Here is a 14,836-nt window from a genome sequence, read left to right on the forward strand (position 1 = left end):
ATAATTACTCCTCTTTCGTTTGTAGTATTAACGTTCCTTCTTTTAAGGTGATGAGCTCTGTATCTCTATTTTTTGTTCGCTTGATAGAAAATTCTGGCTTACCATTCTGATATACATGATTAATTGACGTTTGATCTTTATCTTGCTTACCTAACAGCAAATGATTTCCTTGTGTTTCTGGCGAAAGACGCACACCGCGCCCCCACTCCAACACTTTTATAATACTCGCCTTATACATATCCATTGCTAGCAATACACGAGTATCTTTATAAAGAGGAAAATAAAAATGAGGGTGCTGATTATCTGCTTCAAATTGAACTCGAATTTTTTTACCAAATAGCGGAATCAATACCTCATACTCAATTAATCCAGACTCTTTACTCTCTTGTATTTGATAAGTTTGATCTTTCGCATCTCCAATACTACTTACAATTTTTCCTTCAACAAAGAAAGGACCACTTGGCACTTCGTATATCGGACGTCTCCGCTTCGGACTACTTTCTAGCTCCGCATAAAATGAATAATGCAAACGAAACGTACCAGAATCCGTAATTTCACTTTCTTTTTTTGAACCTTCTGTTTGCGTTGCAGACACTATTATTTTGTAGCAACGATATCGTTTTTTGGCGTAAAGTGCATTTTTACCCCAATGCAGCTCATCCACTGCAAAGGCACATCCTGGAAAATACGTCTCTAATGGCCACTGTGAAAAAGCACCATGTAATTCCGCGCCATGCAATTTATATTGCTTCTCGTCAACTTTTTTAATTTTGTCAAATTGCTTAGGTAGTACTTCTCGATATAAATGATCATGTCGAATGGATTTATGGGCATGTTCGATTGAAAAATCAACTCTGTCGTTGCCTGTAGCGATACCATTCATCAGTTGTAAATTGTGTCTTGGTGTCTCTGGCCAGTAACTACGCAACATTGCCACACTTTCAGGTGTGAACTTCTCAGTCTTATCTGGGGTTGGTTTTTTTTCCAAGATACTATAATGCTGTTTTTCATAGTCATAAAACCAAACGCCGTGTATGGTTTCTATATAAGACAACAAGAAATCATAAAAACTCACTTCATAACAACCGCCTGTATTCAATGAGTGATATGGCATTGTTTTTCCTAAGCCTACAGCAATCATTGGCTTTACTTCATTGAGCGCGGCATGCTTGAAATCCAAATCGATTTCTTTTGTTATGTTTTTCTCGATAACTTGGCGCATTGACTGCTTTACATACAGCTCACAGGGAAAATGCTGTGACCAAAGTACAGTCGCTGGATCTGAGAAGACAACGGTATAACTTCTATTCAAGATAGGTTGACTACTGATATTATCACTACGACGCTCAGCAACACTTTTTTCTCTAACAATTCCTTTTAAACAGACGGGTTTAACCTCTTCATCATAAATAATGGCGGGAATAAACTTGATAGAAAGCAAAATAATTTGCTCAGTAGCAAAATGAGAAATTAAAGTATCTTTTCTTAAATCCGCATCATAGGAAAATGAAAGACTACCTGAAAAGCCATACATCTCCATTTCCACCTCAAAGTGCTCTATTGCTCCTCCGGGTATTTTCTCTACATGAGATCCGATCTGAACATGCACTTCATATTTGAGCAGGTCAGGATCACCATACTCTTTTTTGTCAATTATTGAATTTAACACTACTCTCATCCCATCAAATAGTTGTCTCGATTTAGACTTTCTTGATCATACTCAGTTGCGTTTTCGGAACCATAGGTAAGATTAGGAGGTGTCACCTCTAACTTTTGAAATCCATCCTTATCAACTGAGTACAACTGTTTTAATGCCGACCAATGTATCGAGTCATGATTCTGTATATGCTGAAATAATTCAGTTGAATATTGTGCAACAACGTGACTATAACCCCTAAAGTACACTGGAAAATAATCTAATGGATTCATTGTGGATATCTCTTCCCGAATATCCTCTAAAACAATCGCCGCTTTATAAAGATCACGCCGTTCAGATAACCTTTCCATCAGTTTTATTTTCTCTAACAGCATTGAAAAAGGATAAGATAAGCATTCTTTATTCGGCAAATTCAGCTCACGGAGAATCACTTTATCTTCATTATTGGCTTCAAATCGATCAATAGCTTCAACAATCGAATCAGTATCTTTCCCTAAATTTTTATTGGGTACTTCTTCAGCCTTCAATGTATTTAAAGACGCTTCCAACTCATCATTTTCCTTTTGTAACTTTTCAAGTACCGGCTGGTAGGCCTCTATAATACTTTCAACACGCTTTTCCACCTCATAAAAACCACCCAGCTGCTGACAACCTTCTTTAATTTTTTCGAATACTTCAACAACACTCTCTAAATCATCATCTGCGGTCGTAGGAGAAAAACGCTCTAGCCGTCGACTCATTTTTTTAAAAAAAAGGTTCAAACTATCTAGAATATTTTTCTCAACAGTTTCTTCAAAACCCCCTAAATCATGCGAAGATTCATAATTTTTAACCAATGATAAAATAGCCTCAAGGCAACCTAATAAATAGCCAGAACCTTCTACTATCCAAATAGAATAAAGATAATAAATGGCAATACGCACGTCATATTGATCTTCTTTAATGGCCGTGCCGCCTTTTTCAACAATTTCTGCATAGTCACCCTTCAACCAGCAACCTGAAAGATAGTGAAAATGATCATCTAAAGTATCCTGATCCACCGATATATTAAAAATATTAGTGGAAGCAACATTGTTCATAGCTGTATTAGTCATGGCGGTATTAGTCATGGCGGTATTAGTCATAGCTGTATTCTGCATGCCTGCCTCCTCACGTGTGGTTCAAACATACCCATCTTATCTTCCGCAACCAAACCTTTATGAAAACAGATGCTCTTTGTGACTAAATTAGAGCATCCCATTGGAACTCGGCCTAACACTCCTGATGAATCAAGACTAAATCCATTCAATGGTTGCAAAGAGAATAAATGAATCTCACATAATACTTGACACCCTGAGATTAATGGCAATAAATACTGCTTGATACGGTTGCTAACCTCAACTTCCCAGTCTACGTTAGACTGATAAATTCGAGTTTTCTGAACGAGCTCTATTCTCTTTACGCTCGCTTCTACAGAAATAACACCGCCCATAGAGGCTTCGCTTGAAGAGACACCATTACCAACAAATAAAGATTTAGATTTTCTTACTAATGCGGATTCTTCGTTATGTACATACACATCAAATTCGGGAAATAGCATTTTACACAATGAATGAAGCGTTACTTCTGAGTCAAAATTTTCTATCTGAAAATGCTTCTGGGCAATCTTTTTCCAACTATTAAAATAATGTTGATTAATTTCGGGATAAACTTGCGCTAGAAAATCAGAAACAATAATGTGATCTAAAAATCTAACCACCGATTCAGACTTTCTATTACACTCAGAACTCTCTTCTAATTTTTTCAACCACTCATTTGACAAATTAGACTGCGCGCCAAGCAAGCCGAGATTTACAACAATATCGACTCTTGACTCCGATATTATTACATCTTCGATCAATCTTTCTTGAGAAACAGATGAATTATTACTAGAGAAAAAAATATGATCGAGAGAATAGCCGTTATGTCGCAAAAGTCTAAGCAATGCCATTGGATCAAACTGACTTAATTTTGAGCGAATCTTACAATTTAATAACCAAGACATTAGGCATATCTCGTGCTTCTATCAGCAGATATTGGCAATGAATCTTTACCACATTTTTCTATCGGATAATTATTACCCTCAATTCTAAGATTATCGCTACCCAAGGCATTTGAATCTTGAGTTAAATGAAGCGAAGCCTTTTCCTCTTTATTAGATATATCGCGACTTACGGTTCCCCACACCCCTGTAGAGGTCTTCAATAAAGGTGTTACAATGGCATAATCATTGTCTTGTATAACACTACCAATTTGAGCAGCCAAATTTGATTTTACTCTTTCTATTTCTTCTTCATTATCACAGTATTTACCTTTAAAACCTAACGATAAACAAAGATATGCCACCTCTAGCACACCAACTTCTTTCAGTTCATCAAAGTTACTATTTGAATCGTTTTCCTTAGAAACATCATTACTCAATAATCCCGCTTCTAAAGTCTCCTCTCCTAATAGAGAATAGAATTGACTTCCTCCGTTATGATACTGATACTTTTTACTCTGAATACTATTGGAGGGAATAGGCATATCTTTGTCAAAGCTTGTTCTTAACCATTCATCAGTGTAAATAACTAGCAGCTCAACAATTCTGTCTACAATTGGCTTTTCCTTAAGCTCTCTCAAATCTGCTTCACATCTAGATAATTCACTTAATAATTCTTGCTCTATAAATTCGTATGAATTGGACGCTGACTTTGATTTTTCACCACTCTTATTTTTTGATAAAACCAAATTAGCAGTTTCCGCCTCACCCATCGAATCAGTCGCGCCAACCCGCCCAACATGAGCGATCTTTTTTTCATCCGCCAGCAAGCGTAATTTTTTTAATCTGCAGAAATAATTATAAACAATACCCCACTCTTGAATCTTCATAACACCACCTATTTATCCATGTTATATTGAAAACAATCTTTTTGATCTTCCATCAAGTCGTATTGATAAGTCAGCTTAACTGGCATAGAAGTTATCCAAGCATTGAGTATACTTTCAACACGACAACAAAAATCACGAACCAGAGGAATAACCCCTTCAAAAACGTTATCAAATATCAGCCTATAATGTATCCCCACTTGCATTTTTCCATTTCTATTAAGCATTTTACATTCAGATGAAAGAAGATTTTTTACTATCCTTCTTATCGGCGCATACTCTTTCTTCCAGACACTCCCTAAAGAGTCCAAGATAAGAATCAAATCTTCTAATGAAAGTAACGCCTTATTTTTTATCGCAGCGAGAGTCACAGCCTTCTCAGGAGAAATTGGTTGTGGCTTTTGATAAGGAACCATTTTTTTTGTAATTTGATTGGGTAATGAAGGGACAATCCCAAGGAAATCTTGATCATGGAATCTGACAGAAAGAGGTTGCCATAAGTGTTGACTAAAACTTGGGGTATGCCATAACGCTTCGATAACAACCTGAGCCTCATCTTCAAATGCCCCTGGCATATTAAAAGAAATTTCATATTTTTCGCTATGGGTATCAATATTGAGGTCATAACTATTGTCACTCAAATCGACTAAACTTGGCCTAATCGGGATACGATCAACATCTTTGATAGCATAAACCCCTTCGATTGAATGAATAGAAAGATCTGAAGAAGCATTGGGGGCTTGAATAATATGTTGAGTAACTGTTCCATCCACCATTATCGAGTCCGATTCTTCGACCTGAAGGTTCTCTACTGGAATGGTATTTATTTGAAACAACCGAGGAGTTACTCTTATCTGGTCAGGCCATGAACAATCAAATACAAAGCGCAGTTTTGCTTTCGCCCATGGTCTATCTAGCTTTGAAAATAAGCAGCTCATGAACGATGCATATTGCGGTACGTGAAAATATAGCCTTTGCCTTACAATCGAATTCAATAACGATTTATTATTTTTTAATTCTTCAAGTGCGCCCACATTGTATTTTAATTCCTCAGTTGAACCATCTTCGTACTCTACATATGATTTGATACAATTATTCAACAACATATACTGAAAAGTAAGGCTCTGAACCCAATCACCTTCTACATTAATATAAAAAAATAGCTCTTTTGGGCACCCTTCACTCGTCACTGGTTTTGACAACTCAACTTCCAATTGGCATCCAGCCCCTATCCCTCCTAAACAGGCTATATCATCAATACTAATGTCCCAAATATCACAATCTGAAATTGTTCGGTATATAGAGTTTTCTTTTTTATTTTTTACTGAAAAAATTAACGGAGTACCTTTAGGAATAAAAGATCTTGCTCCCATCGACTCACAATTAAACTGTACCAATCCCATAGAAGGTAATGGAGATAACAAAAAGGGATACAGCTGAGAGTACAATCGTGTATATAACCTAGAAATGCCACTTTCCGCAGCCAGTCTATTTTTTGACATCAACGCTGCCACAGAATCCACCAACTGATGAATCTCCTCACCAAAATCTTCAATGATGTATTCAGAACAATGATGAGTATAAGAATCTTTAACCTCATTGATATAGGCAACATCTTCGACAACAGCTTGATGAAAGGGTTTTGACGTATCCATAATCATATACCTTATCTTCTATGCGCTTTTAAAAATCTCTTCCATTCACTATAAAACACTACTTTATTGAAGTTTAATAAGGGCTCCACTAATCTTAACCAATCCATTTCCTTTAACATTAACCAAATTCGATTTAAGATCAGCGGTTGTTGATGCCTGTGCCTTCAAGGTTGTTCCGGCTTTAATAGAGGTTCCGGTTCCACTTTCGTACGAACTACCTGCTTTAGATTTACATGTTATGGTGTCTGCCTCAACGGAAAATTTACTGCATTTTATCGAAACAGATTCCGGTGTCTGAACAATAGTACTTTCATTTGAATTAGATTTACTGGTGGTAGTAATCGATTTATCATTAAGCACAATTGATTGCTTTATTCGACCAGAAGCATCCTCCACTGTTATTAGCACACCTTCTTTTTTATTCAGCTCTACCTTACAAACAAGAGATGTCATTTCTCAGAATTCCTTTCAGTTTTGAAAACTATTTGCTCATCTCTAATAATTTAGATGGTAATTTTTTGTACAAATAGAAATTCATCGACTTGAAGTACTCTTGTGCATAGAACGCAATTGTACCATCTCTATGTAAATAGGCCCTTTCTCCTCCTGAGCATATCTCATAACAATATACTTTCTTACCAAATTCATAACCAAATGTTGGATTTTCCGCTAGCTTTAATCCAACACCCGCAAGCGCATAGGTATTAAGCGTTTTTAAGCGTTCAACACTGGTCACACAAGGTAAGTTAATTTCTTCTAACGGAGCTTGATTATTGACATCAACCACCAAATAAAGAGAATCCAGCTCGGTCATTTCAGACGGTGTCGGTACACTATAAATTCCGTCCTTCAAGATGAATTCATGAATATAAACAGAGGAAGAGTTAAATTGCATTCGCAGCGCAATTTGATCAATTAACTCTAAGAATATTTCAGACAACGCTCCATGACGATACGTTTCCGGCTCTCTTTCAGGCCATTCTCCACGATAAAGCTGAATATCAGTCAACAAACACTGTAATGATTCATATAGAATATAAGGGTGTATTCTTAACTCACCATTCTGCATACCACCAATATTCAAGTTTTCAAGTAAGCGAATATTTTTTTGTATTTCATGCAAACATTGTTTTACACCAAACAATAAGGTTTTCGGAAGGTTTTTCGCTCCAAATTCCTGCCTAAGGTCTGCACGAAAGCGCTTCATGACTGTGAGAAGCTGGCTTAATGACCTTATTAAATATTGACTATTACCTATTTGCAAAAGTGGAGGAGTATATTCAGATGACAATTGCCAACCTTGCTGATAGGGCTTTTCAAAATACCCAATACAACCTGAATCAATATGCTCATGATCATCGAGAAGAGAGTGATATTCTTTTGGCAGTACTTGCTCGCAAGTTAAAATTAGTTTTAGATGCCTCCTGCCAATCTTTTGTCCCTTAGGTATTAACGATGTGACGGTTCCATCATTAACTGGAGGCAACTCACGCAACAAATAGTAGTACACTTTATGATTGAGATGTTCTTTTAATTCAACGGGAGGTGAAACAATATTAGTGTTATTTGGGTAATCGAGTAAAACACCATTTCGTGTGAGTAACTTTAACCTCTTAATACTCACAATGGCTTCATTTGAAAGCAAAGCATCATCCCATTCAATGGTGCTTATACCAAAATCAGGAAGACCGTTAACACTCATTCGCCCAGAAGCCTCTGCAATTAATGCTTCTTCCTGAGCCATTAAATGTTCTGGTAATAAAGCCTGACCAAATTCCCATTTAACCGGGGCGGGCACAACGTGTGACATAACATATCTCCTTTAAAAAAGTAATTATTTAGCCAGAGAGAGCAGTGATATAGGTTTATAGGTATTATTTAGACAATGAAACACCGATGCGATACTACTACTCTAACTGGCTAAGTTTTACGCTTTTACATCAGTCGCCGTTTTCACCCCCCAAGGTTTTACATATTTAGCGGATTCACTCACCGCCAAATGAAATTTTTGACTGGTCGGTTTCGGGCTTATTTCTATACAAACTCGAAACAATTCCGGCGTTTGAATAATGTCAGTAGCGTCTTGAGCAACATCAATTGCCAACTCTGCTGAATCACTTGCCCCGTTGTAGACCTTTTTAATTTCACCTTTATTTAATTGCTCTGCTGTATGCATTGCTTTAAAGTACTTTCCAACCACAGGGTCATAGCGTGAACAAAATATATCAAAATCGACATCTGTACACTCCATATCACGCTTTCTTAATAAATCTAAAATCGTTCTGTTTTCATAGCTTGTGTAGAACGAAATCTGGATAGGATCAGCATAGCCTCCTGAATAATAAATTGACTCCAATATACCAACGGTTTTAGAGACTTTTTCAACACTATCCTTACCCGCCCCAGCATCGAGGGCACAAAAATCCGGAACCTCTATATTTTGTTGAAGCTGTTTTCTTCCAACAGTCATTCTTGTTAGGTGACCATATGGAGACTGGTCATCTTTTGCAGCATTAAAACCTTGCCGCACATTTAGATTATGAACTTCCGCTGCCATAATTTTTCTCCAAATTTATTTATGAAATTACCTATCGTAAACATTTACTTCTTCAAGCATTCTTGGATTAACAAGAATTAGGTTCTTACATCGAGACTTAACTCGACATCGAGTCCTTCAAATTGTCTATGTGGCATTACAGATATATTACTGCTATACCAACCAATCATACCTTCTTGCTCTTTAGTTTCGACTTTAATTGACTGAAAAGGATAGTAGCGAAGTGTCAAGTCATCTGGGTTAACTACCGTCGTAACATATTGAGATAACCAGTTTTCAATAGCGGCATTAATATATTCTTGAGTTGCACTACTTCCGATGTTATCTCTCATCATACATTTTATGTAGTGAGCAATTCGAGTTATAGACATTGTATAAGACAAATTGGTAACCAATTGAGAGTTTTGAGAATCTTGAGGATCCTTGAATTTCTTTGTTTTCTTGATAGATTGACAACTGAAAAAACAAGCATTTGAAGTGCCTTTTTTATATACCAGCGGCATGAACCCAGCATTAGAAAACTGCAATTCTTTATAGTCTGGGATGATCATCTCTACAGGCGCCTTAATTTCACTTTGCCCGTTGAGTTTGAATTCATGTCGCGGAAGATACTCAATATTTCCACCTCCTTTTGGGCCCCTTATATATTGACACCAACCGGTCTCGGCAAATGAACGAATCATATTTTTACAAACTAAGAATGCCGAATTACACCATAAATAATCTTTGTGACCATCAGCCACATCTATTTTTTCTTCGAATCCGAACCCCCCTTCATTTGGCTCAGATTCATAGGGCTTACGTAGCAAGAATTTCGGTAAGCTCAAACCAATGTAGGCAGCCTCTTCAGATTCTCTAAATTGATTCCATTTTTCGAATCTTGGATGACCAAGATGAGCCTCTAGATCTTTAATTTCAGATAACTCTTTAATATCATTACACGCTAAAAATTTTGGGCCAACGGATGAAATAAAAGGCGCATGACTGGCAGCAGCGACTTTTCCTGCTGTACTGAGCATTCTACGATCTCTATCTGTATTTTCGAATTCATAAAGACCAATTAAGGCTCCATATGGACATCCGCCATATTGGTCATATTCAGAAACATAAATTTTCTTGAATAGCTCACTATTTGTTAAATCAACCGCATTGTTTGCAAGATCATCCATAACCTCTTCTTTAGTACAATCGAGCACATCTATCATTAAATTGGCGCTCCAATCTGTACTCTCTATCAATCCGTTTAATCCAAGCCAGTTAGCTTCTAGATCTTTAAATTCTTCGTTATGAAGTATTGCATTAACATGTCGATTAATTTTTTCATCGATATCCGCACATGCGTTAGTTACCTTTTCTCTAACATGGGCTAATGCAAATCCATCTTCATCATTTTCTGGTAGGATATCGTTGAATAAAGCGGTAGCCATGCAGCCTAAAAAATAATCTGCCGCAAGCTCATTATCATTTAGATTTAATGCAGAATCTGTTCTTAATTTTTCAGAGATTGTCGATTTGACCTTGCTTAGCTTATCTGCACCGTTGATTAAACGCGATACGGTTCGGCGAACTTCACTTTCTTGCTCCTCTCCGCCTTCTTCGATAGATTCCATCTCGCTAAAAGCCAACTCTGAGGCTGAACACCCTTCAAATATTGCCTCTAAATTTGAAGACAGTAATGAGGAGATAGACTTATCCAAATACACATCACTCTCTTGAAATACGTTCTGAACTCGCTCTCCTTGCTCTTTAATACTTTGCAACCTTAATTTAATGTTAGAAACATCATCACTTTCATCATAATCCGAAAGGCAATCAGAAAAAGCTGACACACTCTCCTCCAATTTTTGAGTGTTTTTTATTCTCACTTTTTTATCAAGCAAAGATTCTAATGTTTCCGGCAAATAATTCAGGCTAGCACCTAAATCCACAATGTGATCATTTGGTACTTCTATAATTTCCGCACTCATAAAAACTCTCCCTATTCTGAATCAATTTTTTTATTCATAATTTCTATTGGCATTAAGCAAGAAGATTGGTATCCTGGGGTAAGAATATTTTTTAATGCCTCAACCGCTTCGGGCTTAGCAATCAAGCCTTTCAATGCTTCCCTAAATTTCGCACTATTATTTAAGCTCGATAGTAAGGTATTTAATGATTTTTTTGACCTAACCAAATCATTAAGCGAAGAAATATTCTTGCAAACTTGATGAGGTAAAAATGAATCCACATTATCTATAGGCACAGAATGAATATTTTCATCATCATCTTTGACATTAACTTTTATTTTCATTTTTTCCAATACGGCATTGATGTTGTCGCCATCAAAGTTAATTACTTTTCTTTCAGAGAAAGGTACTTTAGACGAACTTTTTCCAGAAAAATCACCCATTATTAATAATCTAAGAGGTAACTCTACATCTTCTGGCTGACCATTAACCTCTGTTTTATAACGTAATGTCATTCTAGATTTTGGAATAGTATCTTGAATTGCCATGAGAAGAACTCCGTTCTAAATAAAATCTTATTTTTTAATTGAATAAGCAACTTTTAGGTAATCTTGAATAAGTACCCAACCCCCTGCCAGAAAATAGATTGGCATTTTGAGACCTGTGTCGCAATAACAGAAAATAACAAAGAATGACAAAAGCAATAGGTAACTAATTTACACACCGGTGACAAAATGGCTTCTTGGCACAAATTTCATTTAATCAGATTAAAGGAGAAGACAAGTAAAAAAATAAAAAAGTCAGAAAAATCATGAAGATACGAAAAAATCAACAAATCACTTAAATATCTATTTAGGAAAATAGCATGAAGAAAATACTTTTATTATTAACTATTCTAGGGCTCTCACCTTTATCACATGGCTTAAATTTTGATTCTCTCGTTACTTTAAGTGATGGCAATGGACAGCATCTGAAATTGTCGTTTAATAATGTAGGCATAAAAGCCTCTAGGACTGATTTTGAAAACTCCACGAAGTTTTATTTAAGAAAACCACTACTTGAGAATATTCCAGACACTCAACTGGAGTGTTTTTCATTGCAACTGCCGGATACAAAGCAATACCTTCTAACACAGAAAGACGGATATAATCCTAAAGTATTAATGTATATGCAAAATCCATCCACCGCAGAGGAGAAGAGATACAGTACATTTTGCTACCAAGATGGTATATTAAAAGGCTACCAACAAGGCCAGTTATGGAATTTGTATTTTTTGGATGATAATTACTATACATTAAGGGCATCAAGCTCTCAGAGTGCCTACTCATCTCATCCAGCGATTACATTAATGAGTATTGATAGCTATACGATAGCCCCAACTCATACACCTTCTGATGACAAGCATGCCACCATGCTGAGTATCACATGGGCAGGAGAACCCATATTTAAATCTTTCAATTTGTGGGAAGAAGTTGACCATCAACCTTTAAAAACAGGTTGGCATTTTGATTATACAGATGCCCCTTACTTTACGATTAAGAGTAGTTACAACCATCATTATCTCGTAAAAGATCAAAATTCCTCATCCTTAAGTTTAGTGAAAAACACTGAGCTAGCGGCAGTAGGGGATCGGGCACTTTGGCGTGTGGACATTATTAACGCTGAAGGGGACTATACAATCACGAATAAAGAACCCGTTATTGGGGAATCTGAAATACCAACACTATATACTCTTGATATAGATTCTTATTCTTCAAACAGTATTGATTTCAATGGAAAAGTTACAAAAAAAAGATATAAGGCTCCCTATACACCTTATATGTTATTTGGTATACATGAGCGTTATACTCATTTAACATTGAAGCCAGAAGACATCATACAAAATAATAGCATTATGCGCTTACATAATCAGTTAGCCGTTAATGATTTGTTGATTTTATCTGCCCATGAAGAAAATGGCTGGAGCCAAAGGCGCTTTAAAATTTCATTAGAAGATCAGGGTTATGTTGACCAGTACTTTTTTGCCCATGATGTAGGAGTCAATCCAGACGCAGCTAATTGGGGAGACAATCAAAGTTTAGAAGAATTACTCAATAAACTTCCTGACGTGAAAAATCAATCAGTTGATAAGAGAAAATTGATACTAGAATCAGTGCAACAACAACTTACTGATGCTTACAATGATAGAGTTAATAGCACTAATAGCGATGGCATCTCCCCCTCTATTATCTGGCTAACAGAGACTAACGGTATCCCTAAAAAAGTGCATACCATAATAGATAATAACGAAAAATCGTTACGTGTTAACTTTAGAGTGGGCTCAGAAATATCACCGATTACTAATTTTGCATTTTTACTTCGCAAGAAGTATGCAGATGGTAGTGAACATTTTACACTCGATGATCCAAGCAGACATAATCCTAAATAGATAACTTATTATAGTATTTTTCTGTCCAGGGCAGGTTCAGCCAGTGTGGCCTTATGCCATGTTTAAGAGCCTGCTCACCATTATGTAATGCTGCAACCTCATTCCCTACAAGGCTATGTATATAGAAGGAATATAAATGCAAGGTCTGCCGATACAACTCAGACTGCGCAGCCTCTTGCAGGCTAATCAGTGCCTTTTCTGACTCACCCAAGTGAGCATGTGCAAGAGCTTTATATGTCAAATCAATATCCTGAATTTCATTACTCTCACAATATTGAATAACTTTTCTAAAATATGAATTCGCCTCCTCTAAATTTAATGCCTTCATTACTTCGCCATAATTGAGTAAATCTGAGGCCGTACTTTCTTCATTCCGAGCAATTTCATCAAGGGTTCGTAAACTTGACCGATAATCACCCGTAAAAAACTGCGCCAGCGCTAAGTTTACATAAACATCATGATCAAAACCCTCACGCACAAGCTGTTCATACAGGTCAATAGCCGCCATAAATTCACCCCAATATGAATACGCAGACGCCAAATAATATTTAGAAATAAAGGATGGATAAACTTCAACCCATCGCAATGATGTCTCCAACAATTCTTCTTCATAATCAAGCATCAACTCCATTTTCGCTTTCAAATGGAAATAAGTATTTGTTTCTCTTAAATGCTCACTCTTTATCAATTCCGAATATACTTTTTCAAGCTCACCCATCTCCAAACGAAGATTTAACTTATCTAGAATCAATTGATTAACATCAATGCCTGAAATATTTCCCATTCTTTCTAAATTTTTTTCCGCAGCCTCTATATCACGTCGAGCTAAATTCACCTTATATTTTGCACGTTCAACGAGAGGTTCATATGGAAAACTCTCATCCAATCGATTGACATATTCAAATGCTTTTCTTAACCATTCATGTCGACTTACCGAGTCATCATTAGTTTTAGACATATAAGCATCTAACAACAATAAACGTGCTCCCATAAAGCCTGTGTTCTCCTCTGAGAACACTTCTATTTCTGAAATGATTTCATCTGTCAGAATAAAATTGTCGACTTTTCTACGATATGAATAATAGGCTCTAAGAATGGCGTCATCAGATTCATGATAATGACCACTTTTCTCAAAAAAGAGCTTATCAAGAATAAATTTATCTACCAAGTTTGAAAAAACCAAAAGATCTTTATGAGGAAATACCTTTTCGACTTTAATTATTTCACTATCAGACTCAGACGTATAAATTGATATCCGCACCTTACACTCAGCGTCATCACAAAAGACTTTACTATGAATTATTTCATCAATTCCCAGTCGTTCAGCTTCTTGCCTCCAGCTTAATCCATCTACCCACTCTTTTTTACTCACCAATACTCGCTTCGAATCATTAACAATGATTGCTTCAAGCTCATCCTCTACTATTTTAGAGGCAATATAGTTCGTTTTATCAAAATCAGCACTTCTTTCATTTTTCAAATTCATCATATTATTAGATGAAATAACAATTGTACGAAGCGGTGCACTATTTGCACTCACAAAAAAATAACAAGCTACTATAAAAATAGCCACCACAATCAAGACTGATACATATGAAAACTTACCGACTTCAATCTCTTCTGTTTTAGTAACACCATCAAACATAACGCCTCCATTTCAGTATAAAAATTGCAGCGCTCTCACTATACTTTTTATAAAATCGAAAA

Annotated in this window: 12 protein-coding genes; 1 reads left to right on the forward strand and 11 read right to left on the reverse strand. The window is 36.3% G+C overall.

The annotated features are described in order from the left end of the window. Positions 1–4: 4 nt before the first annotated feature. The 10 genes from LU351_RS03665 to tssB form a co-directional block, all read right to left on the reverse strand. Positions 5–1,669, reverse strand: coding sequence for a hypothetical protein (locus LU351_RS03665; RefSeq protein ID WP_232592681.1), 1,665 nt, complete (start codon positions 1,667–1,669; stop codon positions 5–7). Between the two features lie 5 nt (positions 1,670–1,674). Continuing rightward, entirely contained in the window at positions 1,675–2,796 is a 1,122-nt protein-coding gene (locus tag LU351_RS03670; RefSeq protein WP_232592682.1) for a type VI secretion system protein IglI family protein, read from the reverse strand. After that, the gene (locus LU351_RS03675) at positions 2,778–3,680 is read right to left on the reverse strand and encodes a hypothetical protein (protein ID WP_232592683.1); all 903 of its coding nucleotides are present in this window, start codon (positions 3,678–3,680) and stop codon (positions 2,778–2,780) included. Before LU351_RS03675 ends, LU351_RS03670 begins: the two co-directional genes overlap by 19 nt. Next, entirely contained in the window at positions 3,680–4,546 is an 867-nt protein-coding gene (locus LU351_RS03680) for a DotU family type IV/VI secretion system protein (protein WP_232592684.1), read from the reverse strand. Before LU351_RS03680 ends, LU351_RS03675 begins: the two co-directional genes overlap by 1 nt. Before the next feature lie 8 nt (positions 4,547–4,554). After that, complete coding sequence (locus LU351_RS03685) at positions 4,555–6,198, reverse strand: type VI secretion system baseplate subunit TssF (protein WP_232592685.1); 1,644 nt, start codon at positions 6,196–6,198, stop codon at positions 4,555–4,557. Positions 6,199–6,261: 63 nt separating this feature from the next. Next, the gene (locus tag LU351_RS03690) at positions 6,262–6,651 is read right to left on the reverse strand and encodes a hypothetical protein (RefSeq protein ID WP_232592686.1); all 390 of its coding nucleotides are present in this window, start codon (positions 6,649–6,651) and stop codon (positions 6,262–6,264) included. 28 nt (positions 6,652–6,679) lie between these two features. Beyond that, entirely contained in the window at positions 6,680–8,008 is a 1,329-nt protein-coding gene (tssK, locus tag LU351_RS03695) for a type VI secretion system baseplate subunit TssK (RefSeq protein WP_232592687.1), read from the reverse strand. 117 nt (positions 8,009–8,125) lie between these two features. Next, positions 8,126–8,755, reverse strand: coding sequence for a hypothetical protein (locus LU351_RS03700; RefSeq protein ID WP_232592688.1), 630 nt, complete (start codon positions 8,753–8,755; stop codon positions 8,126–8,128). Between the two features lie 77 nt (positions 8,756–8,832). Continuing rightward, the gene (gene tssC / locus LU351_RS03705; RefSeq protein ID WP_232592689.1) at positions 8,833–10,722 is read right to left on the reverse strand and encodes a type VI secretion system contractile sheath large subunit; all 1,890 of its coding nucleotides are present in this window, start codon (positions 10,720–10,722) and stop codon (positions 8,833–8,835) included. A gap of 11 nt (positions 10,723–10,733) precedes the next feature. Then, positions 10,734–11,249, reverse strand: a complete 516-nt coding sequence (gene tssB, locus LU351_RS03710) for a type VI secretion system contractile sheath small subunit (protein ID WP_232592690.1) — start codon at positions 11,247–11,249, stop codon at positions 10,734–10,736. A gap of 317 nt (positions 11,250–11,566) precedes the next feature. On the opposite strand from tssB, the gene LU351_RS03715 reads away from it, so the two are divergent. Beyond that, positions 11,567–13,129 (forward strand): hypothetical protein, encoded by a 1,563-nt coding sequence (locus LU351_RS03715; RefSeq protein ID WP_232592691.1) that lies wholly within the window; start codon positions 11,567–11,569, stop codon positions 13,127–13,129. Here the strand turns inward: LU351_RS03715 and LU351_RS03720 are convergent. Then, positions 13,122–14,774, reverse strand: coding sequence for a tetratricopeptide repeat protein (locus LU351_RS03720; protein ID WP_232592692.1), 1,653 nt, complete (start codon positions 14,772–14,774; stop codon positions 13,122–13,124). The two genes, LU351_RS03715 and LU351_RS03720, sit on opposite strands and share 8 nt — an antisense overlap. Positions 14,775–14,836 lie beyond the last annotated feature (62 nt).

This window comes from Marinibactrum halimedae, assembly GCF_021234875.1.
In the GTDB taxonomy this organism is placed as follows: Bacteria; Pseudomonadota; Gammaproteobacteria; order Pseudomonadales; family Cellvibrionaceae; genus Marinibactrum; species Marinibactrum halimedae.